We start from the raw sequence: 26,289 nt of genomic DNA on the forward strand, positions 1-26,289 counted from the left end.
CCGTCCGGCGTCGTGTTCCTTCCTTCCGTCAGCATCATCGCCGCTGCGAAGGAGAACCTCATGCCGACCCCACGCAATCCCGACACCCCTTCCTTGGGCCCGGGTGGTGACAACCTCGAAGCAGGCCCGAGCAGTTCGGGTCTCGGAAGCTTCTCGAACAGTGAAATCGGCGAATTGGTCACCCAGGCCGCCGAAACCATGGCCGCTTCCGGAGAGGACGCCGAACGCAATTATCAGCGGAGCCTCGACAGGCTGCGTGATCGCGCGGACGAAGTCGTCCCGGCACTCGGCGCGCAGTACGACGCCCTGTCCGAGGAGCAGTACCTGGAGCGCTGGGGCCTGGTCCAGCTGCTCACCGATCTGCGGCACCCCGCGGCCGTTTCGGTGCTCGAAAACGTGCTGCGTCAGCCGATCCCGCCGGAGCGTTCGGACGACCCGGCACACGGGATCAGCACCGTCGGCGAAGAGGTGATCATCCGCACCACCGCCGTCGAAGCGTTGGCGCGCCTGGCATCCGCCGGCGACAACGCGGCGAAGGAACTGCTGCTGCGGCAGGTCCGGCACGAGGTGTTCACCGTGCGGCGGGCGGCCGTCCAGGCCATCGCCGAGACCGGCGACACCGACCTCACCGCCCGGGTACGCGAGGAGCTCAGCGGCACCGAAGACGAGCGCCTGCTGAACATCCGGCGGGTCGACGTCCGCGGTGTCCCGCAGGCCGTCGGCGGGCGCTACGTGAAGGACGCGCAGGCCGACGACGCGCCTCCGCCGCCCTCCTGAACCGAACGAATTCTCTCTACAGACAGGTGATCTCCGATGGCCAATTGCACTTACACCGTGCCCGACAAGAACGTGACCGGGGACAATTTCTACGGCGCCTCGATCTGCAACCAGACCTACATCGACTATTTCTGGAACACATACGGCTTCTCGGGCAACAAGGACTACTGGGACGACGGCTTCGGCTGGGAAGATGCGTGCAACACCGACAAGCCGCTGGCCCGCACGTTCAACGCGTGTTACCTGCTGACCTATTCGGCGCAGGACTGGGCGAACGACGACTATTCGGGTGCGATGCTGAACTGGGCGCGCCGCTACGTCCGGGACAACTGTGACGACCTGCGGTCGCTCTGCGGCGACGGCAGCGCCATCGCCCGGTCGTTCAGCGGCCCGTTCGTCGACGACCGGATCGAGGTGTACCTGGGTTTCTGGTACTCGAAGGACGTTCCCGGCCGCGCCGAGACGCTGATCCACGAGTCCCGTCACCAGGGCGGCAAACCGCACAACGCGAATTTCCCGGCGGGTTCGGTATTCGGCGCCGGCGGGAGCGGGGCCGACTCGACCTGGAGCTACGAGGGCGCGTGGATGTACGGCGCGCTGTACCTGTGGTGGTTCTTCGCACAGGGCGCCCGCACGACGACGGCGCTGCGCGAACGGGCCCGGCAGCGCGGAAACCTCGTGATTGACAACGCCTTCGCGACCCATCCGGGTTTCAACATCTGAGTGCGATCGACAGGCCCTCTCGCCTGGCAGCGAGAGGGCCTTCTCGCGGCCATACCTCCGATGACTAACGCCGTGTCCCGCTCATCGGGGCTTGACCCTTCGGATATCACACGCAATCATCGGATCTCTCGGCAACCACGCCCTGGATGAGAGCGGATGGTCATGAGAGTTCAGCGTCGCACTGCCTGGATCGCCGTCGTTCTCGCCCTGCTGGCGGGCCTGCTCACCACGACGACGGCGAGCGCGGAGGTACACCATCCTCGCCAGCAGTGGCTGCGCGAGGCCACCGCGGGCCTCTTCCTGCACTGGGGCATGTTCACCGCACCGCGTCAGACCGATTGCGCGGCCTGGGAACGCGCCGTCACCGAGGGCGGCTGGAGCGCCGACTACTGGGTCGACGAGGCACGCAAACTCGGCGCCTCCTACATCGTGCTCGCCACCTTCCACAGCAGGCTGGGTTACGCGCGGCCGTGGCCGTCGAAGATCCCGGGCAGCTGCGCCACGAAACGCGACCTGCTCGGCGAACTCGTCAAGGCGGGCAACGCCAAGGGTGTCCGGACGATCCTCTACATGACCGACGATCCCCAGTGGCACAAGGAAACCGGTGTCGAATCGCTGGATTCCGCCGCCTACTCCGCCTACAAGGGCGAGCAGGTCGACCTGACCACGCGCCCCGGCTTCGGCAAGTACAGCTACGACCTGTTCCACGAGGTGATGGACCGCTACTCGGACCTCGCCGGGTTCTGGATCGACAACGACAACGAGTACTGGGAAAAGAACAAGCTCTACGAACAAATCCGTGAGAAGCGGCCGTCCTGGTTGCTGAGCAACAACAACGAAGACACGCCGATCATGGACACCGTCAGCAACGAGCAGAAGACCGGCATCACGCCTGCCTACGACTACCCGCAGGCCGCGTTCACCCCGATGCCACGGCTCACCGAGGCCGACTACAAGCTGCCGACCAACGGCGGCTGGTGGTACGACGGAACCGATCAGGCCGTCGACTTCCGGCTGTCCACCGGGCGCTACATCACCAACGCCGGATCGTCGATGAAGTCGCTGATGGCGGAAACCCCGATGGTGAACGGGAAGTTCCCGCCGCAGCAGGAGGCGTACAACAACTTCATGGCGAGCTGGGTGCCGCCGATCAAAACGTCCCTCCAAGGTAAGGAGGGCGGTGGCTACATGTACGGCGGAATGCAGCCTGGTTTCTGGAACGACGGCGCGCATGGCGTCATCACCGTCGAGCCCGGCGCCAAGACACAGTACCTTCACGTGGTCACCAAGCCTCGCACTGATCTGCTCCGCCTGCGCGACAACGGCTACAAGGTGACCGGGGTGTCCGATCTGCGCACCGGCAAACCGTTGCGTTTCAGCCAATCCGCCGGATATCTGACCATTTTGGACATCAAGAACTGGGACACCTATGACACGGTGTTCAAGGTGGAAACGGCCGGGCAGCAGTACTTCCACGACTCGCGGACGATCAAGGCCACGGCTTCGTCGTCACGCGCGGGACATCCGGCGTCGAACCTCGTCGACGGGAACTTCGAGAACTACTGGGACGCCGATGGCAAGCAACCGGTCTCGCTCACTTTGGACCTCGGCAGGCGACAGCCGGCGACCTACCTGGCGGTGAACCAGCGTGAGATGTCGCCGACGCACGCCCGTGAATCGTTCGGCCGCCCCGAGGACTCGGCCCGCATCCAGGACTACCGTGTCTACGTCAGCGATGACGGCCGGAACTGGGGCAAACCGGTCCGGACCGGCGCGCTGCCGAGCGCCCGGGGGGTGCAGTTCATCGAACTCGGCGAGCGGCAGACCCGATTCGTCAAACTCGAGGTGCTGAACACCTGGTCCGGGCCGCAGGCGAAACCGTTCTACAAACAGCTGGCGATCGACGAGATCAAGGTGGCCTACGGCTACCCGAATTCGCTACTGGGAGCTCAGGTTCCGCTGGAGGCCGAAGCCTTCCGCAATGACCACAGCGGCCGCGCCCGGCTCGGCTGGTGCTCGTCCTGCTCCGGTTCGTTCCAGGTCACCGGGCTCGGCGGCGGTCCGCGCAACGCGGTCACCTACCGCGGGGTGACGGTCGCGGAAGCCGGGACTTACCGGCTCCAGCTCGACACCACGGGCAAGGCCGCGACCTCGGCGGCCGTGAGTGTCAACGGTGGCGCTCCCCTCGACGTCCCGATCGAGGCGAACACCGCGTCGACGGCGATCCCCGTGCCGTTGAACGCCGGTGCCAACACCGTCAAGATATTCAGCGACGCCGTCACGGGACCGGGCCTTGACCGGATCGCGGTCGCTCCCCTGCCGCCGTCGTCGTATACGCCGAAGACGACGCTGACCGTCGAACCCGGTGGAGTGCAATGGCTTTCTCCCGAACGACAAGCCATGAAGGTGACCGCGAAACTACGGCTGGACGCGGACGACACCGTCGGCAAGGTCAGTCTGGCGCCAGTCCTCCCGGCGGGCTGGACACTGCAGGGCGCCCCGGCCACGGCGGCGTCGATGCGGGTCGGGCAGGAGCTCGAAGCCTCGTGGACACTGCTCGCCCCCGAAGGTGTCACCCCGGCCGACATCCCGGTCACGGCGTCGTTCGACCTGCTCGGCCGGGCAAAATCGGTGAGCAAGCCGGTGCGGGTGAGCCCGCTGCCCGCGGACCGGGTCTTCATGCGGGAGGCGGAAGACTCGGCGAACGACGTCGGCAGCGCCGGCGTCACGAGCTGCGGCGTCTGTTCCGGCGGGCAGAAGGTGCGCAACATCGGCGGCGACCCGGACGCGTCCGTCCTCTTCGAGAACGTCACCGTGGCGGAGGCGAAGCAGTACACCCTCTACCTCGACTTCACCGTCAACGGCCCGCGTTCCTATTTCGTCACGGTCAACGGCGGCGCTCCGGCCGAGGTGAAGGTCGACGGCGCCGGCAACAACACCCAGTACACGACGTCATTGCCGGTCGAGCTGAAGGCGGGGGCTAATACGATCAAGCTCCACAACGATCACGCGTCCGCTCCGGATCTCGATCGGCTGTCACTGGGGTGAGAGACAGACCGGCTTGACCCTCTCCCCGGGAGAGGGCTCAGGCTGGTCGCATGACGACCTTGATGCCGATCGGCGTGTTCGCGCACGCCACCCGGCTGTCGGTCCGCGCGCTGCGGAACTACGACCGGCTCGGGCTGCTCGTGCCCGCGCGGATCGACTCCGACACCGGATACCGCCGGTACTCGCTCGAGCAATTCGCCCGTGCGGGGCTGATCCGGCGGCTGAGGGAACTGGAGGTGCCGCTGGCGGAGATCGCCGAGATCCTCGCGGCGGGCACCCCGGACGACGTGAAAGCCGCGATCAAACGGCATCACGACCGGGTGGCGGTCCGGGCCGCGGAACTCGCGGCGATCAGCGGCAGGCTCGACTCCGTACTCGCCGAGCCGACGCGATGGCTGCATGTATACGAGCGCGAGCGTGCCGCGCAGCCGATCGCCCGGCTGACGGTCCGGACTCCGCTGGGCGGGCTGGCCGAACTGATCGGACCGGCCTACGCACGGCTGTTCGCGGCACTCGAAGCGCAGGGCGTCGCGCCCGCCGGGCCGCCCGGGACCCGTTACCTCACCGACGATCCCGACGAGCTGACCGTCGAACTGTTCGTCCCGGTCGAGCAACCGGTGCGGCGTGACGGCGAGATCGACTCAGGGGAACTCCCCGGCTGCCTGCTCGCGGCGGCCATCCACGAGGGTGGCTACGAAGACGTCGAAACCGCCTACCGGTCGCTGGGCCGCTGGATCGCCGAACGCGACCGCGTCCCGACCGGACCGGCCGAGGAGCTGTACCTCGTAGCGCCAGGACCGGCTGTCACGCCCGACGCCTACCGCACCGAAATCGCCTGGCCGGTGACCCAGTGATCCTCGACGACATCAAGACCGCGGGCGGCGAGCATTGCGAGACCAGCACCCTCGACGTCCTACTGCGGCACGCCGGGATCGAGCTGTCCGAGCCGATGCTGTTCGGGCTCGGTGAAGGGCTGGGCTTCATCTACTGGGACGGAAAGAACCTGCCGTTCCCGTTCCTCGGCGGACGCAGCAAACCGCTGGAGATCACCCGGAAACTGACCGAGCGGCTCGGTTTGACCTTGCGGGTCAAGGAAACCATATCGGCACGTACGGCGTGGCGGAACGTCGCCGAGCAGATCGACGCCGGTGTCCCGGTCGGCCTCCAGCTCGACTCCTATCACCTCGAGTACTTCACCTCCAAAGTCCACTTTGGAGGGCACTTCGCCGCCTTGTACGGCTATGACGACGAAAAAGCGTTCCTCGTCGACACCACGCAACAGGGTGGCGAGGTTTCGACGTCCCTTGAGAGCCTGGGACGCGCTCGGGCGGAGAAAGGCCCTATGACGGCCAAGAGCCTGTCGTTCACCATCGCCGCGGACGCTCCTCCCGCAGCGATGCCCGACGCCGTCCGCACCGCCGTCCGGGCCAACGCGGCGGAATTCCTCAACCCGCCCATCGCCAACTTCGGCTACCGCGGGATCGGCAAAACGGCCGTCCAGGTACGGAAATGGCTCGACCGCGGCAGCGATCCCGCCCGCGACCTCCCGCAGGCCGCTGACCTGATGGAACGAGCGGGAACCGGCGGCGCGCTGTTCCGCCGGATCTACCGCGACTTCCTCGAAGAATGCACGACCTTGGTCGACGACACCGCTCTCCGCACCGCCTATGAGAAGTACCGCGAGATCACTCCACTGTGGACCGAAGTGGCACGATTGTTCACGCGGGCGGGAGAAACCGGCGATGTCCGGTATCTGACCGACGCGTCCGCGCTCCTGTCCGAGCTGGCTCAGCGCGAACAGGAGGCGATGACGGCGCTGGCGGCGGTTCAGTCCTCTCGCTCGTAGGGCAGCTTCTCCCCCGCCTCCACCGCGAACGGCAGCCGGTTGCCCGACGGCGGAAGCGGGCAGGTGGCGAAATCGGTGAACGCGCACGGCAGGTTCGTCGCGCGGGTGAAGTCGAGGACGACGGAACCGTCCGCGGCGGGGGCCGGCACCGCGAGCGACCGGTTCGCCGCGTAGGTGGTGACCCCGCTCGTGGCGTCGGTGAACAGGATGTTCAGGCCGCTTTCCTTGCCGTTGAACGCGGTGAGCGTGTGCTCCACGCCGTCGTGTTCGAAGCGGACGATGCCCGGGGAGACGTAGACGTGGCTGAGGCCTTCGACGACCGCGCCGACCGTTGTCGGCCGCGGCTCGTCGAAGGCCTCGAACGTTCCCGAAAGGACCCACGACGCGTCGGGCGCGTACGCCGGGACACCACGGAAGGCGTCCAGTACCGGAGCCTTCGGATCGTGCGTGCGAATCAGGTAACCGCCGCGACGCGCCACCTCGATCTCAAGGTCCCCGGCCACAACCCGGGTGCCCGCACCGCTCTTGACCAGCTCGAACCGCCGGACCCCGGTGAGGCGTTCGCCCTCGTGTGAGACGTCGGCGCCCTGCGGGTCGAGGTAGGCGGCGTCGGCGTCCTGCCACCAGAGGCCGGGCAGTCCCTCGTACGCACGCGGCTTGTCGTCGAGCCAGTCGAGCGACACGAGGGCGAGCCAGCCGAGCGGATCGGCGAGATCCCGCTCGCGCTGGGTCTTCCAGTCCTGCCAGTTCTGGGTGAATCGCTCGGTGTCCAGGCCTGTGCTCATCGCCGATCCCTTCCGTGACCTTGTTCATTCTGTTCGTTCTGCTCGTGCTCCGAGGTCAACGGCTTGACGGCGGCGATATTTCCTGTCCCGGCATGTGGGCGGGCCCTAGGGCGTGTAGTCCTCGGTGGCGCCCTCTTCGGGATCTCGGGTTACTGCCTGTTCATGAAGGAATTGGGACACTCAACGTCCCAATTCCTTCATGAACAAACCCAGAGGTCAGGTCGCAGCGGCCATCACCGAGAACGGCGACAGCCGAACCCCCTCGGCATGCGCAACTCCAGAAAGCGTTCGGTACCGGACCGAATCCGAAGTCCGGCTGGGCCATTCGGGCGTATTCGTGACAAAGTGCTCAGCTTTTCCCGCGGGCTCGGTGCAAGATCGTCCGTTCCGGACTTGGGAGGGGACGGAACGCTACATGGTCAATCAGCCACGTGGCCCGGATGGTCGCTGGGTCAAATACAAGGTCAGTGCGGCCGCGGTGGTCGCTGGAGGCGCTCTCGCCGCCGACGGCGTGAGTATCAGTGCGGGCGGAGGTGCCGCCTCCCTGGATTCCGCCGCGAGCCAGACCCTCAAAGGCAAGACGTCCAGCAAGAAGTTCGCCCAAAAGGGACGTCAATCGGAAGCGTGGCGACGCCTCGGATGGCGCCAGTTGAAAAAGACTGCGAAACGCGAACTCAACTGCGGACCGCATTCTTCGGCGAGGTCCAGCGATTTTTTTCTGCGTCACCCCTGCGTCGATCTCGCGCTCTTTGGCGAAGGACGGCCCGGCACCCGCTTCACGGGTGAGAACTACGACTCGCGACTGGACAAGAAGGTGGTCGTGATCGCGGAAGCCGCCCCCGCCGGTGGACGGCCGAGCGAATCGACGCTGGAGACCGCCGTCGAGGTCGCCGTCGAATTTCCAGCCCCCTGAACCCTGTCACCCAGAGAAACGGAACGCACTGTGAGCAGGAGCGAGCACTCGAGAAGGCAGCTCGAAGCACAAGCCAGGAAGCTGCTCGAGAGAACCTTCACCGGCTTGGACTCGCTGCACCGCAATGTCCTCACCGCCCTGCTCAGCCGGACCGGCACGGGTTGGCGGCTGCTGGTCAAAACCACCCTGCCGTCGAACGACGGCCGGAGCGCGGACGCGTTCCTGATCGGGCGCACCGGCGTCCTCGCCCTGCTGATCACCGATGGGGATCCGGACGACGAGATGACGCGTCAGGTCCTGCGCCACGCGAAGGAGCGCTTCGCCGGGATACCCGGACCTCAGGGGCGGGCTCTGGCCGAGAGCGCGATCCACCTCGTCGTGATCGGCTCGGGCTCGGGACGAGCACGCCAGGACGGCGTGTACTGGAGGTTGACCGAATCCGGCCTGGACCGCGTCTTCCGGCGCGACGCCCATCTCAACCAGCGACTGGTCGCCCTCATCGCCGAGCAGGCGGAGCGACGGCTGCGCGACTACCGGCCGCTGACGGTCCAGTTGCCGGACCGTGGTCCCGAGGCGGCAGGACTGCTGGACGCGACGGAGCTGATCGAGGACCAGCTCGGCGCGGCTCAGCGGCGGCCGTTCGATTCCTGGCTCACCTTCTTGCACCCTCGGCAGAACGCGATCGTCAAACGCGACTACGCGGGGCCCGCGCGCATCAGCGGGCCGGCGGGGACCGGCAAGACGGTCGTCGCCCTGCACCGGCTCCGGCATCTGGCCCGGCTCAGCACCGGCCCACTGCTGTTCACCACGTACGTCCACTCACTGCCATCGGTCATCAAGACGGCCTTCGATCGGCTTGCCCCGGAACTGGAGGGCCGCGCCGAGTTCACCAATCTGCACGCCTGGGTCCGCCGGTTCCTCGCCGAGCGGAACGTGCCGGTGAACGTGGACAGGCGCAAGATCGACACAGCGTTCAGCTTCGCGTGGATGGCTTACCGGGAGCAGCTCCAGATCCTCGAACCCAGCGTCGACTACTGGCGTACGGAACTCGACCGGGTGATCAAGGGCCGTGGGATCAGCACTCTCGACGGCTACCTCGCGGCAGCGCGCCGGGGCCGGATCCTGCGGCTCAACGCGAGTCAGAAGGAACACGTCTGGGGTCTGTACGAGCACTACCAGCGTGGTCTCGCCGACAAGGGTGTGCACGACTACAACGATCTCATCGAACTCGGCCGCGCCGAACTGGTGAAACGACCGCTCGAAACGCCGTACGCGGCCGTCGTCGTCGACGAGGTCCAGGACATCCCGCTGTGCGGGCTGCGGTTGCTGCGCGAACTCGCGGGTGACGGTCCGAACAAGCTCCTGCTGGTCGGCGACGGGCAGCAACAGGTCTACCCCGGCGGCTGGCGGCTGTCCGACGCCGGGATCCCCGTCCAGGGCCGCGGCGAGATCCTCAAGGTGAACTATCGCAACCGCGCCGAGGTACTGGGCTTCGCACAGCGCTTCGACGCGACGAACCGGGTCGACGACCTCGACGGCGCGGACGGCGTTGCCTTACGCGCGGCCGAGTCCGCGAGTGCGGGTGGCACCACCGCCACCTGGCGCGGCGCCTCGCGCGATCTGCCCGACGCGCTGGTCAGCGCGGTGCGGGGTTTGCCGGTCCGCCGGGACCACTCGGCCTTGATCGTCTTCCACCACAAGGATCTGAGCCGATGCACCGAAATCCTGCGTGCGGCTAATATCCCCACACTGGCGCTGGAGAACTACACCGGCGAGGCCGACGGCAAGCTCAAGATCGGCACCGTGCACCGGGCAAAGGGACTGGACTTCCAGGCCGTGCTGGTGCTGGAGAACACTCTGGAAGGCGTGACCGGCAGCCAGGCCGAAGAGGAACGTCGTGAGCTGCGTGGCAGGCAGCACCTGGTCGCGGCGACCCGGGCACGCGACTTCCTGTGGTGGGGTGTGCTCGACGACAGCGCACCCGTCGACAGCGCACCCGTCAAGAGTGCGCCTGTCGAAAGCGAGCCCAAACCCAAGGAACCCGAAAAGGTCGTCGAGGAGGTTTGCGTCCACGACATGCCGATCTCGTGGTGCTCGCTGTGCCGGAAGCCGCCGCCGGACGTCCTCCCCCACGGCTACCGGACCGGCGAAGGGAACTCGTACCACAACGATCCGGACTGCACCTGGCTCCGGAGAGGGCAAGGCCGGGCGCACCGGCAGGGCAAGAACGTCCACGACGTCACCCGTCTCGCCTGGGGTTCGGTCACGCCGGGCGAACTCGAACCCTGCGAGCACTGTTGCAGTCCACAGTGGATGCGCCGCCATGGGCACCGCTGAAACCACCGACTAATTTTTTTGTCTTGACAACTTGAGCCTTCGGACGGTTAGCTGACAGCAGCACACCGACCGAAGGGATCAAGTCATGGCCAAGTTCGCGAACGTCGACGACTACCTCGCCGCTCTGCCCGAGGGGCTGCGCGAGGTCGCCACCGCGCTGCGCCCGATCGTCAACGCGGCCCTGCCGGGCTCCGTCGAGGCGATCTACCACGCCTCCCCGACCTGGAGCGCCGGCGAAAAGGCCGGAAAGAACCTCGTCTGCCTGCTGAAGGGGTACTCGTCGTACGTCACCTTCGCCCTTTGGAAGGGCCAGGTCATCGACGATCCGTCCGGAAGGCTCGAGGCGAGCGCTCGCGAGATGGCGCACGTCAAGTTGCGCACGCTCGACGACATCGACGCCGACCTGTTCACCGGCTGGCTCAAGCAGGCACGGGACCTCGAAACCGTCGCGGCGGCGCGATGACACAATCCCCCGCGTGATCACCGATGAATCCCGGTGCCCGTGCGGCCTCGGCGAGCCCTACGGAGTTTGCTGCGGCCGCTTCCACCGGGGCACCGCGACCGCGCCGACCGCCGAACTCTTGATGCGGTCGCGGTTCAGCGCGTTCGCCGTCGGCGACACCGCGTACCTCTCTGAGACCTGGCACCCGGACAACCGGCCCGAGGACCTCGAACTGGACCCGGGTCAGCGCTGGACGTTCCTGGAGATCCTCGGCAAGACCGGCGGCGGCCTGCTGGAGCAGGAGGGCACCGTGGAGTTCCGGGCCCACTACCGGCAGGAACGCCGGGCGGGCAGCATGCACGAGAACAGCCGCTTCGTCCGCGTCGACGGGCAGTGGAGCTACGTGGCACCCGTGCGCTGACAAACCCCGCGCAAGGGTCTGTTCCCCGCGTGACAGTGCGGCTACTATCTCCTCCACATTGTTAGGGAACTTTCTTAACGATTTCCGATCAGGTCCGCCGCCGTGTGCCCGAGGAGGCGCGCTCGTGAGTTTTCGGCAGAAGAAAACCCGGATCCCGTTACTGGCCTTGACCGTCACCGCGCTGGCGGCCGCGGTCTGCGGGGTGACCAACGCTCCCGCCGCCACCGGCGCGGAAGTGGCCGTTCCGCTGTCCGTCGGTGCCGCCGCGGGCAACGCCACCCCGATCCCCGGTTTCACGATCCAGTCCTCGGCACAGGTCAGCGATGACTCAGCGGTGTCGAAGCCCGGCTTCCCCACCAACGGCTGGTACCCGGTGTCGTCGCGATCGACGGTTTACGCCGGGTTACTACAGAACGGCAAGTACGCCGACCCCTTCTACTCCACGAACATGAAGAACGTCCCGGCGTCGGACTTCGCCGTGCCGTGGTGGTACCGCACCGACCTCAACGTCAACGACACCTCGTCGCGTACCTATCTCGACTTCAGCGGCGTGCTCTCGAAGGCCGACGTCTGGGTCAACGGCACCAAGATCGCGGCGAAAGACCAGGTCAACGGCGCCTACACGCGGCACGACCTGGACATCACCGCGCAGGTACGCGCGGGCGTCAACAGCATCGCGTTCAAGGTGTACCCCAACGATCCCAACAAGGATCTGTCGATGGGCTGGATCGACTGGGCGCAAACCCCGCCGGACCAGAACATGGGCATCGTCCGTGACGTGCTGGTCCGCCGCGGTGGCCCGGTGGCACTGCGTGGCGCCCACGTCGTCCAGAAGCTGAACTCGTCGCTCAACCACGCCGATCTCACGGTGAAGGCCGACGTCCGCAACGACTCGGCGAACGCGGTGCAGGCGACCGTCGCCGGCACGGTCGCGGGCAAACCGGTCAACCAGACCGTGTCGCTGGCCGCGAAGGAGCGCAAGACGCTCACCTTCCCGCTGGTGGGCCTGGACAACCCGAACCTGTGGTGGCCGGCCGGAATGGGCGGCCAGCACCGGTACGGACTCGACCTGACCGCGAGCGTCGGCGGCACGCCGTCCGACGCCTCGAAGTCGAAGTTCGGTGTCCGCGACGTCAAGGCGACGCTGAACTCCAGCGGCGGACGGCAGTACAGCGTCAACGGCAAACCGCTGCTGATCAGGGGCGGCGGCTACACGCCGGATCTGTTCCTGCGCTGGAACGAGACCGCGGCGGCCGACAAGCTCAAGTACGTGCTGGACCTCGGGCTGAACACGGTCCGGCTGGAAGGCCACATCGAGCCGGACGAGTTCTTCGACATCGCCGACGACCTCGGCGTGCTGACCATGCCCGGCTGGGAATGCTGCGACAAATGGGAAGGCCAGGTCAACGGCTCCGAAAAGGGTGACCCCTGGGTCGAATCGGACTACCCGATCGCCAAGGCGTCGATGCTCGCCGAGGCCGAACGCCTGCGCGACCACCCGAGTGTCATCTCCTTCCACATCGGCAGCGACTTCGCGCCGGACAAGCGGATCGAGCAGGGCTACCTCGACGCGATGAAGGCCGCCGATTGGCAGCTTCCGGTGATCCCGGCGGCGTCCGCGCGGCCGTCCCCGATCACCGGCGCGTCCGGGATGAAGATGAACGGCCCGTACGACTACGTCCCGCCGGTCTACTGGTACGACAAGTCCCAAAAGGACCGTGGTGGCGCGTGGAGCTTCAACTCCGAGACCAGCGCGGGCGTCGACATCCCGACGATGGACACGCTGAAGCGGATGATGTCGCCGGGCGAGCTGGAAACGATGTGGAAGACCCCGTCGGCGACGCAGTACCACCGCTCGTCCTCCGAGACCTTCGGGAACCTGAAGCTGTTCGGTGACGCGCTCACCAAACGGTACGGCGCGTCCGCGAACCTGAACGACTTCGTGCGCAAGGCTCAGCTCTCGCAGTACGAGAACGTCCGTGCGGAATTCGAGTCGCACTCGCGCAACTACACGGACTCGTCGAACCCGTCGACGGGGCTGATCTACTGGATGCTCAACAGCCCGTGGACTTCGTTGCACTGGCAGCTGTTCGACGCCTACATGGACCAGAACGGTGCCTACTACGGCGCCAAGAAGGCCAACGAGCCACTGCACATCCAGTACTCGCACGACAACCGGTCGGTCGTGGTGATCAACCAGACACCGAACGCGGCGAGCGGGCTGACGGCGACCACGAAGCTGTACAACCTCGACGGCACCGAGAAGTACAGCAACACCAAGACCGGGCTGTCGGTCGGCGCGCTGGGTGCCAAGGCCACCGCGGTCACCGTTCCGGCGGTGAGCGGGCTTTCGACGACCTATCTTGCCAAGCTGGTGCTCACCGATTCCTCCGGCAAGGAGGTCAGCCGGAACGTGTACTGGCTCTCCACCAAGGCGGACACGCTCAACTGGGCCGGCAGCGACTGGTACTACACCCCCCAGTCCGCTTTCGCCGATCTGTCGGGGCTGAACAACCTCGGCCAGTCGGCCGTCAGCGCGACGGCGAACTCGGTGGCGGGCTCCGACGGGAACACCACCACGACCGTGACGCTGAAGAACACCTCGGGCGGCAAGCTCCCGGCGTTCTACGTCGACACGAAGATGGTGGATTCGGCGGGCAAACCAGTGCTCCCGGTCGAGTGGAACGACAACGCGCTGGGCCTCTGGCCCGGTGAAACGACCACGCTGACCGCGAAGTACCGCACGGCCGACCTCAAGGGCTCCAAGCCTTCGGTACGGGTCTCGGGCTGGAACACCGGCACGCAGACCGTTCCCGCCGACGGTTCGGGCCCCGGCCCCGGCAACCCGGTCGACTACCAGGCCGAGGACGCCGCGATCACCCAGGGCGCGGTGGAGTCCAACCACGCCGGGTACACCGGCAGCGGGTTCGTCAACTACGACAACGTGGCGGGCAGTTCGGTCGAGTGGACGGTCAACGCACCGGCAGCGGGCACCTACGACGTCGTCGTCCGGTACGCCAACGGGACCACGGCGAACCGGCCGCTGGACTTCTCCGTCAACGGCACGGTGAACGCGTCCGGCGTCGGTTTCGGCGGCACCGGGGCCTGGCCGAACTGGACGACGAAAACCGTGAAGGTGACGCTGTCGGCGGGGGTGAACAAGATCAGGGCCGTCGCCACCACGGCGAACGGCGGCCCCAACGTCGACAAGATCACCCTCTGACCCGGGAGTCGCACCAGGCCCCCTTCGCCGCCCGGCGAAGGGGGCCTCTCCCGTTCGACGGTGGGTTACGCTGACCGGGTGACCGGAAAACCCGACCCGCGCCTGCGTGACCTCGCCCTGCTGCGACGCGTCCGCGACCGGATCGACCGCGACTACGCACAGCCGCTGGACGTCGAGGCGCTGGCACGCGGCGTCCACGTCTCCGCCGGGCACCTGAGCCGGGAGTTCCGGGCGGCGTACGGCGAATCGCCCTACAGCTACCTGATGACCCGCCGGATCGAGCGGGCCAAGATGCTGCTGCGCCGCGGGGACATGTCCGTCACCGAGATCTGCTTCGACGTCGGTTTCTCGTCGCTGGGCACCTTCAGCACCCGCTTCTCCGAGCTGGTCGGGATGTCGCCGAGCGCCTACCGCAAGCAGGCGGAAGACGAGGTCCGTGGCATGCCCGGCTGCGTCGTCAAACAGGTCACGCGACCGATCAGGAATAGAGAAGCGGCCTCCCCGCGCGCAGATCTAGCTTGACCCGTATGACCCTTTCGATTCACGCGTCATTCCTCCCCTCGGACGACCTCGAAGCCTCGCTTTCCTTCTATCGCGACGTCTTGGGTTTCGAAGTGCGTGAGGAAGGCCCGCGCCGGGCCTCCGTCGGCCCGCCGGAGCAGCCGCGGACGTCGATCGTGCTCCATCCCCCGGGCGCCGACGCGGAGCTCACCGAAGAAGAGCACGCCACGGTCGCCGAGCTGATGGCCAAGGGCGTCCACGGGGCCATCGTGCTGGCCACCCCGGATCTGGCCGGGACCTTCGAGCGGATCCAGGCGACCGGGGCCGACGTCGTCCAAGAACCGCTCGACCAGCCCTACGGCGTCCGCGACTGCGCTTTCCGCGACCCCGCCGGCAACCTGGTGCGGATCGAACAGCGGTAGCCGGGGCTCGGTGCGCGCGCACCGGGGCTCCCGGGTGATGATGAGCGGCGTGGAGATCGCGGTAGAACTCGTGGCACTGGTGGTGGCCGTCCTCCTGGTCACCGCCGCGGCGCGGAAACTCGACTGGTCGGCGCCGTTGTGCCTGATCGCGGTCGGGGTCGTCGCCTCGTACATCCCGGGCGTCCCGGAGTACGAACTGGATCCGGAGGTCGTGCTGCTGGGGCTGCTGCCCCCGCTGCTGTACGCGACCGCGATCCGCACGTCGCTCATCGACTTCCGCCGCAACCGCGGGCCGATCCTGCTGCTTTCGGTCGGCCTCGTCATCTTCACCACCGCCGCCGTCGGCGTCGTGGCGTGGCTGGTGATCCCCGGCCTGCCGTTCGCCGCCGGGCTCGCGATCGGCGCGGTGGTCGCCCCGCCCGACGCGGTCGCGGCCACCGCGGTCGCCCGCAAGGTCGGGATGCCGCGCAAGCTGACCCGGCTGCTGGAGGGCGAAAGCCTGTTCAACGACGCGGCCGCGCTGGTCGCGCTGCGGACCGCCATCGCGGCGATCGCCGGTTCGGTCAGTCTCTGGCAGGCGGGCGGGGATTTCCTGCTCGCCGCGGGTGGCGGGCTGGTGATCGGGTTCGCCGTCGGCGCGCTCGCCGCGCTGATCCGCACCCGGCTCGAGGATCCGGTCAGCGACACGGCGCTTTCGCTGGTGGTCCCGTTCGTCGCCTATCTGGCCGCCGAGGCGATCCATGGTTCCGGCGTGATCGCCGTGGTCGTCGCGGGCCTGATCCTCGGGCACAAGTCGCCGAGCATGCTCTCGGGCCGCTCGCGGCTGGCCAGCAGGCTCAACTGGCAGACCATCCAGTTCCTGCTGGAGAACATCGTCTTCCTGCTGATCGGGCTGCAGGTCCGCCGGATCATGACCGAGGTCGGCGAGAGCGGGCTGAGCGTGCCGGACCTCGTCCTGATCTGCGTCGCCACACTCGCCGCGACGGTCGTCGCCCGCATCATCTGGATGATCGGGATCGGGCTGGCGCGGCGGACGTTCCGCCGTCACGCCTGGCCGTGGCGGTACTCGGCGGTGATCGCCTGGGCGGGCATGCGCGGGGTCGTCACGCTCGCGGCGGCGTTCGTGCTGCCGTCGGACACCCCGCAGCGGGCCGTACTGGTACTGGTGGCGTTCGTCGTGGTGGCGGGCACGCTGGTGCTGCACGGGACGACGCTGCCGGTACTGGTGCGCCGCTTGAAGCTGCCGCCACCCGACCCCGCCGAGGACGCGCTGCAGGAGGCGGCCGTGCTCAACACCATGACCAGGGCCGCGCTGGAGGAACTGGAGAAGATCCGGACCGTCGACGATCCCGAGGACATCGTCGAACGGCTCCGCAGCCGTCTCCAGCACCGATCCGACTCCGCGTGGGAGGAGCTCGGCAGGCAGAGCACCCTGACCGAGACGCCGAGCGACGCGTACCGGCGCCTGCGGCTGAAGCTGCTCGAAACCGAACGAGAGAAGTTCCTGGAGGCGCGCGACTCCGGGATGGCCGATCATGATGTCCTGCGCCGGATCCTCGAACGCCTCGACATCGAGGAATCCATGCTGGACAGGGAGGAGGAGACCTTGCCGGAATCCGATCGGGAACTGCGCACACCCGCCGCGACGGCGGGATCCTGCAAGCATCTGACCAAGGACTGGCCGGAGACCATCCCCAGCTCACCCGACGCCTGCGCGGTCTGCGTCGAGAACGGGATGACCTGGGTCCATCTGCGCGAATGCGTCAAATGCGGGAACGTCGCCTGCTGCGACTCGTCGCCGGGCAAGCACGCGACGCAGCACTTCCACGACACCCTGCACCCGGTGATGCGCAGCCACGAGCCCGGCGAGACCTGGCGCTGGTGCTTCGTCGACAAGCAACTGGGCTAGTGTCGATAGGGTCCGGGCATGAGCACGCCTGAGCAGGAAGTCGAATACCGCCAGCACCGGTTCTCGCCGCCACCCGGCGCGACCGAGATCTTCCTTGTCCGCCACGGTGAATCGGCCCCGGCCAAAGCCAGCACGCCGTTCGACACGGTCGACGGGCAGGCCGATCCCGACCTCGCCCCGGAAGGCCGAGAGCACGCGGAACGAGTCGGCAGCCGTCTGGCGGACGAGCGGATCTCCGCGCTGTACGTGACGACGCTGCGGAGGACGTCGCAGACCGCGGCTCCGCTGGCCGCGAAGCTCGGGATGACGCCGGAAACGGAAGCCGATCTGCGGGAGATCCACCTCGGCGAGTGGGAGAACGGCCTCTTCCGCCAGTACACCCACGAAGGACACCCGATCGTCGAAAAGCTGTGGCAGGAGCAGCGCTGGGACGTCATCCCCGGCGCGGAGACGATGGAGAGTTTCAACGGCCGGATCACGGCGGCCCTGAGCAGGCTCGCGGCGGCCAACCCTGGCCGTCGGATCGCCGTGTTCACCCACGGCGGCGTCATCGGCGAGGTGTTCGCCCACGCCAGCGGCGCGAAGAACCGGTTCGCGTTCCTCGGCGCGGACAACGGCTCGATCTCACATCTGGTGGTGTCCGGGGACAACTGGATGGTGCGGCGGTTCAACGATACGTCGCATCTTCAGTCGCCTTTCGGTTGATTCGCCCGGCCGCGACGAGCTGTACGGCAACCAGGACCGCGACCGCTTCCGCGGCCAGGAGGCCGATCAGCACGAGCATTGCCGCAGAACCGCGATCAGGCCGTGCAGGTCACCGGCGCGCCCGCGGCGACGGCGGTGTGGTCGCTGACGACCACGCCGTCTTCGAGGATCCGGCACCGCAGCTGCCCGCTGCCTGATCCCTGCGCGGAAAGGCTGTAGAACTCGTCGCGGCCTTCCTGGCTCGCGCGCTCGAAGGCGGCGCTCCACGGCGCCGTGACCTCGGTCTTCTGCATGAGCTCCGAGCCCTGCGCGACGTAGGTGACGTTCTGCGCGCCCTGCGCGCCGGAAAGCTCGTAGACGACGGAGTGCGTCAAGGTGCGCACGGCGGCCGCGGCCTGTTCGACCCGCGGCGCAGGCGGATTCTGCACCGGCCGGGACGCCTTCGGCATCACGTAACCGGTCAGCGCGACGGCGACGGCCATCACGCCCAGCACGACCACGACGGTCCCGAGCGGTTTCATCCTGCCCGGGGCACCCGGTGCCGGCGCCGATGCCGCAGCGGTCGCGGTGGGAACACCCATGGAGAGGTCTTCTCTCGTCCGAGCGCGCTTCCAACGAGCGCGTCGACTACTTCTCGTTCCAAGGTGACTCCGCGTTAGCCGTTATCGGGAAGAAACCCGATATTCACCCTTTTGGGTGTCCCAGGAGGACGGAGTACCTGGTCATCGTGCGATCGGCGTAAACGCGGTGAACCGGATAGCTCACTTTGAGTGATACCGGCTCGGGTGCAGTCGTAGCCCCGGGCCGGGCACCGGGGTTCAGGCGAGGGAGTTCTTCCTCGCCAAAAAGTGCGCGATGTCCACTGTGGACCGGTACAGCGCGCGGTAATGCGGGTAGAACTCGTCGTAGACGTCGGCGTCCGCGCCGGGGCGGACGGTTTCGGCGATCGGGTTCCAGGCTTCGATATCCGGTTCCCTCCCCAGCGCGAAGGACGCGAGAACGGCATTCCCGAACGCGGCGCCGATCGTTTCCGCGGGGATCTCCTGCTCGATCCGCGCGACGTCGCTGACGATCCGCGTCCACACCCCGCCCTGGGTCCCGCCGCCGACCGCGACGAACCGCCGCGTGGAGCCACCGGCTTCACGCATGGCTTCGAGGTTGTGCCGCACGCCGTACGCCGTGCCTTCCAGTGCCGCGCGGTACAGCTCGGCGGAGCCGTGGGAAGTGGTGAGCCCGGCGATGACGCCCCGTGCGTCCGGATCCGGCACGGGTGTCCGTTCCCCGGCGAAGTACGGCAGCATCAGCAAACCTCGGCTGCCGGCCGGGACCTTGCCCGCACTGGCGGCCAGTTCCCCGAAATCGCCGCCGGTCAGCTCCCGCAGCCAGTCGGTGATCGCACCCGAGGTGGCCATGCCCGCCGCGAGCGAATAGGTGCCGGGGAACACCCCTCGGGCCGTCCACAGCCCCCGGCCGGGGCGAGGATCGGAGAGCATCTGGATCAGGAACATCGTGGTGCCGTACATGAGCATCGTGTCGCCCGGCGCGGTGACACCGACGCTGGTCGCCTCGGCCCAGGCGTCCACGGTGCCCGCCGTCACCGGGATTCCTTGTGGCAGGCCGGTTTCCGCCGCCGCCTCGGCGGTGACCGAACCGACCACCTCGGTGGGCCAGGCCAACCGAGGCATTTCGACACCGGGAGCGATCGCGGCCACCCGGTCCGGCGCCCACCGGGCCTCACGCAGGTCGTACATCGGATCGCATTGGCTGGCGGAATGGTGGTCGAGGACGTATTCACCGGTCAGGCGCAGCACGAGGTACGAACTCGCCATCAGGAAGAGCCGCGCCCGTGCGAAGACGCCGGGTTCGTTCTTGGCCAGCCAGCGCCATTTCGGCCCGACCGCCTGCGAACTCAGCGCGCTGCCACCACGTTCCACAATGGATTCTTCACCGAATTCCCCGGTCAGTTCCCCGATTTCGTGGTGAGCGCGGGTGTCGACGCCGTAAAGGATCGCCGGGCGCAAGGGTTTCCCTGAAGAGTCGGCAGGCAGGAGCACCGGTCCGATCCCGCTGACCGACACTCCGATGATGGGATGATCCCCGGCCGCGGCGAGTTCTCTGGCCAGCGCGAGGAAATCTTGCCACCACACGGTTTCGGCGTCGTGTTCGAACCAGCCGGGACGAGGCCGGGAAGTGCTGTGCCGCCGAGAAGCCCTAGCCACCACGGTGCCGCGGGAATCGACGAGGACACCTTTGGAACTCGAGGTGCCGATGTCGATGCCGAGCACCAGGCCCGGGTCGCCCACTGCACCTCCGATAGGGGAACGCGAGTAGCGCGATCAGCGGATGGTAACGATTGTCGGGGACGCTATTCTTCCCGTGCGAAGGTGTCAAGACACCTTCAGAAGGGGAGGTCACGGTGGCCACCATCAACGACGTGGCGGCGAAGGCCGGGGTTTCGACGGCGACCGTGTCGAGAACGCTCAACGGGAAGTCCACTGTGGACCCGGCACTCGCGGCACGCGTGCAGGCCGCCGCCGCGGAACTCGGATACCACCCGAACGGGCTGGCGCGGAATCTGCGCCGTCAGGAAACCGCGGTACTCGCGCTCATCATCTCCGACGTGGAGAACCCGTTCTTCACCGCGATCGCCCGCGGCGTCGAGGACATCGCGCAGACGGCGGGTTATTCGGTGGTGCTTTGCAACGCCGACGACAACGAGGAGAAGGAGCGGCGCTACATCGACGTCGCACTGCAGGAACGGGTCGCAGGCGTCGTGCTCTCCCCCACCGGACGGTCCACGAACGTCGACCGGCTGACCCAGCGCGGCACCCCGGTGGTCGCGGTCGACCGGCCGTTGCGGGAGAACACCGGCGACCAGGTGCTGGTCGACACCCGGCTGGCCGCCCGTGACGCGACGCGGCATCTGCTCGACGGCGGCTACCGGCGGGTCGCCTGCGTGAGCGGGCCGCCGGGCGTGCGCACCGCCGAGGACCGGCTGGCCGGGTACACCGACGCCGTCGGCATCGAAAACGCGCTCACGCGGCGTGCGGAGTTCCGCGCCGAGGGTGGCAGGCTGGCCGCGCTCAGCCTGCTCGACGAGCCGGAACCGCCGGACGCGCTCCTGGTCGGCAACAGCACGATGGCGATCGGCGTCCTGGAAGCGCTGGCCTCACGCGGGCTGCGGTCGGGACGGGACATCGGGATCGTGTCGTTCGACGACGCGCCGTGGACGACGTTGATCGACCCGCCGCTGACGGTGGTCGCCCAGCCCGCGAACGAGGTGGGCCGGGTCGCCGCCGAACTGCTGCTCGCCCGGATCGGGGACAGCACGCGGCAGGCCACGACGACCACGCTGCAGGCGAACCTGATCGTGCGCCGGAGTTCACGCCGGGAATGACGCCGGCCGAACGACGTGCCTGGGCGGCCGGATCGCACCGGCCGCCCAGGAACGCCCCACCCCCTTGTTCCCCCAAGCCGGCCCCAAACCAGCCGGGTTTCCCGAAGCGGTGGGAAGAAATCGATTACCTTTCGGAAGGTAAGTTCGCTTTCACGGCGTGTCAAGCCGGGACACTGGACAACCTCGCCCGATACGGGCAAACTGTTCCGATATTGCCTACTGCGCGTGTTTGATTCCGTGCACTCTGTGTTCATCTCTGGTGAATTTCCCCACGAAGTCGAGATGAGACCGCACGAATCCGCACAGACGCGTTACCCTGGGCGCATGTCCATAGCTCTCGAGAACGTCCTCGCCAAGGCCGGCCTCAAGGTCGACGCCAACGAGTTCCTGAACCTCGTGGAGGACGCGGCGCGAAGGCTGTCCCCGCCGAACCCCGATCCGTCGCATTACTTCTCGGCGGATCAGCGGGCCGCGCTCACCGACGTCGGCCTGGACATCTCTCCCCGCACCGAGGACGAACCGGACTTCCGTGCCCGCACGGTCGCCGCGCACGCCGTACTCGCCGATTCCGCGCTGAGCGTGCTGGAAGCGGCGAAGGCGCTGGGCGTCGACGACAGCCGCATCCGTCACCGCCTCAAGGAAGGCAGGCTCACCGGCTGGAAAGACCAGGGCTGGCGGCTGCCGTCCTGGCAGTTCACCGGCTCCGGGGTGCTGCCCGGCCTGGAGGTCGTGCTGCGCGCCGTGCCCGAGGACCAGCCCGCGCTGGTCGTGGCCGCGTTCATGAGCACGCCACAGGCGGATCTGGTGATCAACGACCACCCCGCGACCCCACGCCAATGGCTGCTTTCCGGCGGCGACCCCGAACATGTCGCCAAGCTGGTGGTCACGCTCGGCTCCCCGTTCTAAGGTGTTCTGCCCGACGACGGAAAGTTTCAGTCGGGGGTAGGCCGTAGGCTGACCCCACCGAGCAAGATCACCCGACAAGGACGGACGACTCCCGAGGTATGGCCCGGCTCCCCCTGCCGCCCGCACGCTCTGTCCTGGTCAAGGAGCTGCACCGCACCAACGACGTGGTGACGGTGCACCCCGGCACCAGGCTGGTCAGGATCTTCACCGCGCACGGCAACCACCCCCAGCAGTGGAATACGTTCCGCTACAGCGGCCCGCTCCCGCATGGCCGCTTCGACCCGCAGACCCCAGGTCGTGGCGGGCGCCCGGTGACCGACCCCGGGAACGGCGTCCTGTACTTCGGCCTCACCGTGCGCACCAGCATCGCGGAGGTCTTCCAGACCACGTCGACGTGCGACCGCAAATCCCGCGGCCCGCGCCTCGTCGTCGTCCGGCCGACCCGCACGCTGCGGCTGCTCGACCTCGCCGGTCTCTGGCCGACCCGCGTCGGTGCCTCGCAGGAGATTTCCAGCGGCCCGAAGAAGATCACCCAGTCCTGGGCACGCGCGATCCGCGCCGCTTTCGGCGATCTCGACGGCGTCTGGTACCGATCGTCGATGGACTCCGGCGGGCCCGCGCTCGCATTGTGGGACCCACCCGCCGGGAACGCGCTGCCGATCGCGCCGGACGTCCTGCTCCCACTGGACCACCCGGGCCTGGACGTCCCGCTGGGCCGGGTGTGCGAAGAGCTGAACTACACGCTGCTCAGCTGACCCCTCGCGATGCTGTGAACGGCCCGTTACTCGCAAAAGTAACGGGCCGTTCACAGCATCCGGCGACCCGAAGGTCAGAGGTGCCGGCCCCACCACTCCAGCACGGCGTCGAACCGCTGCACCCGATGCCGCGGCTGCCCCGAGCGCGTGAGTTCGTGCCCCTCGCCGGGGAACAGCAGGAACTCGGCGGCCACCCCGTTCTGCCGCAGCGCGACGTACATCCGCTGCGCCTGCTCCAGCGGGCACCGCCAGTCCTGCTCGGAGTGCACGACCATGAACGGGATGTCGATCTTCCCCGCGTAGGTCAGCGGGCTGCGTTTGCGCTGCTCTTCGAGATCGTCGCCGACGTAGCCCCCGGCGAAGAACCAGCCGATGTCGGAACTGCCGGTGAACGAATCCCAGGCGTTGACCGAGCGCTCGCTCCACGCGGCGCGGAACCGGCCGCCGTGGTGCGCGGCGAGCCAGCTGGTCATGAAGCCGCCGTAGGAACCACCCATGACGCCGACCCGGTCACTGTCCAGATTGGACAGTTCCAGCGCTTCGTCCAGCAGGGTCAGCAGATCCGACGCGTCGACGGTGCCGAAGCCGCCGACGATGCTGCGGCCGTGGCTCTCGCCGTAGCCAGCCGAACCACGCGGGTTCCCGAGGACGACGGCGTAGCCCGCCACGGCGAGCACCTGCGCCTCGTCGAAGACCTTCCATTCGTACGGCGCGAACGGTCCACCGTGGATCATCAGGACCACGGGATGCGGCCCCTCACCTTCGGGGCGGACGATCCAGCCGTGCACCGGGTAGCCGTCGGGCGCGATCGCGTCCAATTCCTCCAGCGGCTGGATCCCGATGTCCCGCAACGCTTTCGAGTAGTCCGTGAGCACACGGGGCTCGCTTTCGGACAACAGCACGACGTCCCCTGAGCTCTCGGGCGTCCCGATCACCGCGGCGATCCGCTCGCCATCGACGGCGAAGGACTTCACCGCGGCGAACTCGCCCGCCAGGTACCGCAGGGACTTCAGCTCGGCCAGGTCGGCGTCGAGCGGGACGGCACGCAGCTCGGCGGCACCCCGGGTGCGGACCACGACGAGCACCTCGTCGCCGACGACGACCGGAGCACCGGCGGCGTTGTCGCAGTCCACCGTTTCGACGTCGGTCAGGCGGCGCGGCGTGGAAGGCTCGTCACCGGCGGGCCACGGCGCGTGCCACAGGCCGGTATTGCGGGCTACCTCGTCCAGGCCGGGGAACTCGGTGCCGTAGAACAGGATCGAGCCGTCCGGAGTGGACACCGGCTTGGCCGCGACCCCCGGGGTACGGACCACCAAGCGGGGCTCGCCGCCCTCGGCGGGCACGGCGTAGACGTCCGAACGGACGGTGTCCTCGGCTGCCCAGTCGCGTGGCGCGGCGATCAGGACGAACTCGCCGTCGACCGTCCACGAAGGATGCTCGACGTCGGCCCGGTCGTCGGTCAGCGGAGTGAGTTCGGCGGGCGCGGCCTCGTCCAGTGCGGCGACGGCGTCCACGACGAACAGCCGCTGCGGGCGGTCGCCGAGGAAACCGATGTCATCGACACGGTAGAAGAACTTGGTGATGTGGCGCGGGGCCTCTTCATCCGGTTCCGGCGTTTCGCCGTCCGCGTTCTCCGTGCCGTAGCGGCCCGGCTCCGGCACGCGGGCGACGAAGGCGATCCGGCGGGAATCGGGCGCCCACACCGGGACACCCACGCCGAGCGGCAGGCCGGTGATCCGCTTCGCGTCACCCCCGGCCGCGGAGATCACGTGTACCTGCGGCTTGCCGCCTTCCTCCGCGCGGAGGAAGGCGACCCACCGGCCGTCCGGGGAGATGGCGGGGGCGGAGTCCTGGGTCCCGTGGGTCCAGGGTCCTTCCCCGCCACCGTCCGGATCGATCCGGCGCAGGCCGCCTCGGTAGCCGTTCTTCTTCAGATCAGGCCTGCTCACCGCGGTGAGCAGCAGGTCGCCGCGCAGCGCGGGGGTGCCGGGGACCGTCAGGGCTTCGATGTCAACGGGACGCACGGCCCCGACGGTACCCGATCCTTAGCAGTTCTAACTACCGACGGAAGATTCCTGCTCGGCGGCTTCCAGTTTCTTCGCTTTCGCGAGGCTGGCGACCGTCGTGACCGTCAGGACCACGACGATGACGCCGAGCGAGACCCAGTTGTTGATGTCCAGCCAGTCCGGCACCACGTGGTACTCGTGCAGTGCGTGCAGGAACAGCTTCGCGCCGATGAAGGCGAGGATCACCGCGAGGCCGTAGGACAGGTACACCAGCTTGGTGACCAGGCCACCGAGCAGGAAGTACAGCTGCCGCAGGCCCATCAGCGCGAACGCGTTGGCGGTGAAGACCAGGAAGGCCTCCTGGGTGATGCCGAAGATCGCCGGGATCGAGTCGACGGCGAACAGCAGGTCCGCGCTGCCGATCGCGACGATCACCAGGAACATCGGGGTGATCCAGCGTTTGCCGTCCTTCTTCACGAACGACTTGTGGCCGTGCCACTCGTTGGTGACCGGGAAGAGTTTGCGTACCCCGCGGGTGAGCGCGTTCTCCTCGTACTCCTCGTCCTCGTCCTTGTTGCGGACCATGCTGACCGCGGTCCAGATGAGAACGGCGCCGAAGAGGAAGAAGACCCAGACGAACTGCGCGATCAACGCGGCGCCGACGGCGATGAACACACTGCGCATGGCGAGCGCGAGCAGGATACCGATCAGCAGTACGCGGTGCTGGTGGATCGCGGGCACCTTGAACGACGTCATGATGATCATGAAGATGAACAGGTTGTCGACGCTCAGCGAGTATTCGGTGATATACCCGGTGAAGAACTCGACGCCAGGGTCGTGCCCCCCGAAGATCCAGACACCGATACCGAAGGCCACGGCCACGGCGACGTAGAAGATGACCCACCGGGCGGCTTCACCGGTGGTGACCTCATGCGGCTTGCGATCGACGATGACGAGGTCGAGTGCGATCAGCGCGAGCAGACCGCCGACCGTGGCGATCCATAGCCACAGGGGAACAGACATGTAACCAACCCTCCGGATAGTGCACAGCAGCGACTAACCGGAGGTCTCTTCCGCCGGTGGAACCGGCCGACGGTGCCGGGGGCCTGCGAAGACCACCGTGCTGACGACACCGCCGCGAAGGAATACTCCCCTCACAGCTGGTCCAGTTTG

Annotated in this window: 22 protein-coding genes; 17 read left to right on the plus strand and 5 right to left on the minus strand. The window is 67.6% G+C overall.

Features of this window, described 5'->3' with window-relative positions; genetic code table 11:
- Window positions 1–60: 60 nt before the first annotated feature.
- From AB0M65_RS01705 to AB0M65_RS01725, 5 genes are all read left to right on the plus strand, one after another.
- Entirely contained in the window at window positions 61–777 is a 717-nt protein-coding gene (locus tag AB0M65_RS01705; RefSeq protein WP_364019794.1) for a hypothetical protein, read from the plus strand.
- Window positions 778–813: 36 nt separating this feature from the next.
- Window positions 814–1,500 carry a hypothetical protein gene (locus AB0M65_RS01710; RefSeq protein WP_364019797.1) on the plus strand — a complete coding sequence of 229 codons (687 nt, stop codon included), beginning with the start codon at window positions 814–816 and terminating at the stop codon, window positions 1,498–1,500.
- Window positions 1,501–1,656: 156 nt separating this feature from the next.
- A complete protein-coding gene (locus AB0M65_RS01715) occupies window positions 1,657–4,548 on the plus strand; it encodes a CBM35 domain-containing protein (RefSeq protein ID WP_364019800.1) in 2,892 nt (963 codons plus the stop codon).
- Between the two features lie 50 nt (window positions 4,549–4,598).
- Window positions 4,599–5,402 carry a MerR family transcriptional regulator gene (locus AB0M65_RS01720; RefSeq protein ID WP_364019803.1) on the plus strand — a complete coding sequence of 268 codons (804 nt, stop codon included), beginning with the start codon at window positions 4,599–4,601 and terminating at the stop codon, window positions 5,400–5,402.
- Window positions 5,399–6,394, plus strand: a complete 996-nt coding sequence (locus AB0M65_RS01725) for a BtrH N-terminal domain-containing protein (protein WP_364019805.1) — start codon at window positions 5,399–5,401, stop codon at window positions 6,392–6,394. The genes AB0M65_RS01720 and AB0M65_RS01725 overlap by 4 nt, the downstream gene beginning before the upstream one ends.
- Here AB0M65_RS01725 and AB0M65_RS01730 read toward each other — a convergent pair.
- Window positions 6,376–7,179: a DUF1684 domain-containing protein gene (locus AB0M65_RS01730; protein ID WP_364019808.1), complete on the minus strand. Its 804-nt coding sequence runs from the start codon at window positions 7,177–7,179 to the stop codon at window positions 6,376–6,378. The two genes, AB0M65_RS01725 and AB0M65_RS01730, sit on opposite strands and share 19 nt — an antisense overlap.
- Before the next feature lie 199 nt (window positions 7,180–7,378).
- Here AB0M65_RS01730 and AB0M65_RS01735 point away from each other — a divergent pair, with 199 nt between their 5' ends.
- The 9 genes from AB0M65_RS01735 to AB0M65_RS01775 all read left to right on the plus strand — a co-directional run bounded on the left by AB0M65_RS01735 (window position 7,379) and on the right by AB0M65_RS01775 (window position 18,052).
- Window positions 7,379–8,092: a hypothetical protein gene (locus AB0M65_RS01735; protein WP_364019811.1), complete on the plus strand. Its 714-nt coding sequence runs from the start codon at window positions 7,379–7,381 to the stop codon at window positions 8,090–8,092.
- 30 nt (window positions 8,093–8,122) lie between these two features.
- The gene (locus AB0M65_RS01740) at window positions 8,123–10,429 is read left to right on the plus strand and encodes a UvrD-helicase domain-containing protein (RefSeq protein ID WP_364019814.1); all 2,307 of its coding nucleotides are present in this window, start codon (window positions 8,123–8,125) and stop codon (window positions 10,427–10,429) included.
- A gap of 85 nt (window positions 10,430–10,514) precedes the next feature.
- On the plus strand, window positions 10,515–10,892 hold the full coding sequence (locus AB0M65_RS01745) for a DUF1801 domain-containing protein (RefSeq protein WP_364019817.1): 378 nt from the start codon (window positions 10,515–10,517) through the stop codon (window positions 10,890–10,892).
- 13 nt (window positions 10,893–10,905) lie between these two features.
- Window positions 10,906–11,292: a YchJ family protein gene (locus AB0M65_RS01750; protein ID WP_364019820.1), complete on the plus strand. Its 387-nt coding sequence runs from the start codon at window positions 10,906–10,908 to the stop codon at window positions 11,290–11,292.
- Between the two features lie 124 nt (window positions 11,293–11,416).
- Window positions 11,417–14,515 (plus strand): CBM35 domain-containing protein, encoded by a 3,099-nt coding sequence (locus AB0M65_RS01755; RefSeq protein ID WP_364019823.1) that lies wholly within the window; start codon window positions 11,417–11,419, stop codon window positions 14,513–14,515.
- Between the two features lie 78 nt (window positions 14,516–14,593).
- Window positions 14,594–15,037, plus strand: coding sequence for a helix-turn-helix transcriptional regulator (locus AB0M65_RS01760; RefSeq protein WP_364019826.1), 444 nt, complete (start codon window positions 14,594–14,596; stop codon window positions 15,035–15,037).
- A 5-nt stretch (window positions 15,038–15,042) separates the two neighbouring features.
- Window positions 15,043–15,438, plus strand: coding sequence for a VOC family protein (locus AB0M65_RS01765; RefSeq protein WP_364019829.1), 396 nt, complete (start codon window positions 15,043–15,045; stop codon window positions 15,436–15,438).
- A 40-nt stretch (window positions 15,439–15,478) separates the two neighbouring features.
- Window positions 15,479–17,347, plus strand: coding sequence for a Na+/H+ antiporter (locus tag AB0M65_RS01770; RefSeq protein WP_364020033.1), 1,869 nt, complete (start codon window positions 15,479–15,481; stop codon window positions 17,345–17,347).
- An 18-nt stretch (window positions 17,348–17,365) separates the two neighbouring features.
- A complete protein-coding gene (locus AB0M65_RS01775) occupies window positions 17,366–18,052 on the plus strand; it encodes a histidine phosphatase family protein (RefSeq protein ID WP_364019832.1) in 687 nt (228 codons plus the stop codon).
- Window positions 18,053–18,147: 95 nt separating this feature from the next.
- Here the strand turns inward: AB0M65_RS01775 and AB0M65_RS01780 are convergent, their stop codons facing one another.
- Both AB0M65_RS01780 and AB0M65_RS01785 read right to left on the minus strand, forming a co-directional pair.
- A complete protein-coding gene (locus AB0M65_RS01780; RefSeq protein ID WP_364019835.1) occupies window positions 18,148–18,633 on the minus strand; it encodes an MmpS family transport accessory protein in 486 nt (161 codons plus the stop codon).
- A 237-nt stretch (window positions 18,634–18,870) separates the two neighbouring features.
- Window positions 18,871–20,355 carry an FGGY-family carbohydrate kinase gene (locus AB0M65_RS01785; protein WP_364019838.1) on the minus strand — a complete coding sequence of 495 codons (1,485 nt, stop codon included), beginning with the start codon at window positions 20,353–20,355 and terminating at the stop codon, window positions 18,871–18,873.
- A 113-nt stretch (window positions 20,356–20,468) separates the two neighbouring features.
- On the opposite strand from AB0M65_RS01785, the gene AB0M65_RS01790 reads away from it, so the two are divergent.
- From AB0M65_RS01790 to AB0M65_RS01800, 3 genes are all read left to right on the plus strand, one after another.
- On the plus strand, window positions 20,469–21,449 hold the full coding sequence (locus AB0M65_RS01790) for a LacI family DNA-binding transcriptional regulator (RefSeq protein ID WP_364019841.1): 981 nt from the start codon (window positions 20,469–20,471) through the stop codon (window positions 21,447–21,449).
- Between the two features lie 324 nt (window positions 21,450–21,773).
- Window positions 21,774–22,355 (plus strand): DNA-binding protein, encoded by a 582-nt coding sequence (locus tag AB0M65_RS01795; protein WP_364019844.1) that lies wholly within the window; start codon window positions 21,774–21,776, stop codon window positions 22,353–22,355.
- 98 nt (window positions 22,356–22,453) lie between these two features.
- Complete coding sequence (locus AB0M65_RS01800) at window positions 22,454–23,110, plus strand: RES family NAD+ phosphorylase (protein WP_364019847.1); 657 nt, start codon at window positions 22,454–22,456, stop codon at window positions 23,108–23,110.
- 74 nt (window positions 23,111–23,184) lie between these two features.
- Here AB0M65_RS01800 and AB0M65_RS01805 read toward each other — a convergent pair whose 3' ends face one another.
- Together AB0M65_RS01805 and AB0M65_RS01810 are read right to left on the minus strand one after the other, a co-directional pair.
- Entirely contained in the window at window positions 23,185–25,134 is a 1,950-nt protein-coding gene (locus AB0M65_RS01805; protein WP_364019850.1) for a S9 family peptidase, read from the minus strand.
- Window positions 25,135–25,164: 30 nt separating this feature from the next.
- On the minus strand, window positions 25,165–26,139 hold the full coding sequence (locus AB0M65_RS01810; RefSeq protein WP_364019853.1) for a TerC family protein: 975 nt from the start codon (window positions 26,137–26,139) through the stop codon (window positions 25,165–25,167).
- Window positions 26,140–26,289 lie beyond the last annotated feature (150 nt).

Origin of the sequence: Amycolatopsis sp. NPDC051071 (assembly GCF_040682875.1) — a bacterium.
Taxonomy (GTDB): Bacteria; Actinomycetota; Actinomycetes; order Mycobacteriales; family Pseudonocardiaceae; genus Amycolatopsis.

Excerpts from the sequence above, each read along its gene's own strand:
- AB0M65_RS01705 (WP_364019794.1), top strand. The coding sequence starts at position 61 with ATGCCGACCCCACGCAATCCCGACACCCCTTCCTTGGGCCCGGGTGGT.
- AB0M65_RS01710 (WP_364019797.1), top strand. The coding sequence starts at position 814 with ATGGCCAATTGCACTTACACCGTGCCCGACAAGAACGTGACCGGGGAC.
- AB0M65_RS01715 (WP_364019800.1), top strand. The coding sequence starts at position 1,657 with ATGGTCATGAGAGTTCAGCGTCGCACTGCCTGGATCGCCGTCGTTCTC.
- AB0M65_RS01720 (WP_364019803.1), top strand. The coding sequence starts at position 4,599 with ATGACGACCTTGATGCCGATCGGCGTGTTCGCGCACGCCACCCGGCTG.
- AB0M65_RS01730 (WP_364019808.1), bottom strand. The coding sequence starts at position 7,179 with ATGAGCACAGGCCTGGACACCGAGCGATTCACCCAGAACTGGCAGGAC.
- AB0M65_RS01735 (WP_364019811.1), top strand. The coding sequence starts at position 7,379 with ATGAACAAACCCAGAGGTCAGGTCGCAGCGGCCATCACCGAGAACGGC.
- AB0M65_RS01745 (WP_364019817.1), top strand. The coding sequence starts at position 10,515 with ATGGCCAAGTTCGCGAACGTCGACGACTACCTCGCCGCTCTGCCCGAG.
- AB0M65_RS01765 (WP_364019829.1), top strand. The coding sequence starts at position 15,043 with ATGACCCTTTCGATTCACGCGTCATTCCTCCCCTCGGACGACCTCGAA.
- AB0M65_RS01770 (WP_364020033.1), top strand. The coding sequence starts at position 15,479 with ATGAGCGGCGTGGAGATCGCGGTAGAACTCGTGGCACTGGTGGTGGCC.
- AB0M65_RS01775 (WP_364019832.1), top strand. The coding sequence starts at position 17,366 with ATGAGCACGCCTGAGCAGGAAGTCGAATACCGCCAGCACCGGTTCTCG.
- AB0M65_RS01780 (WP_364019835.1), bottom strand. The coding sequence starts at position 18,633 with ATGGGTGTTCCCACCGCGACCGCTGCGGCATCGGCGCCGGCACCGGGT.
- AB0M65_RS01795 (WP_364019844.1), top strand. The coding sequence starts at position 21,774 with ATGTCCATAGCTCTCGAGAACGTCCTCGCCAAGGCCGGCCTCAAGGTC.
- AB0M65_RS01800 (WP_364019847.1), top strand. The coding sequence starts at position 22,454 with ATGGCCCGGCTCCCCCTGCCGCCCGCACGCTCTGTCCTGGTCAAGGAG.
- AB0M65_RS01810 (WP_364019853.1), bottom strand. The coding sequence starts at position 26,139 with ATGTCTGTTCCCCTGTGGCTATGGATCGCCACGGTCGGCGGTCTGCTC.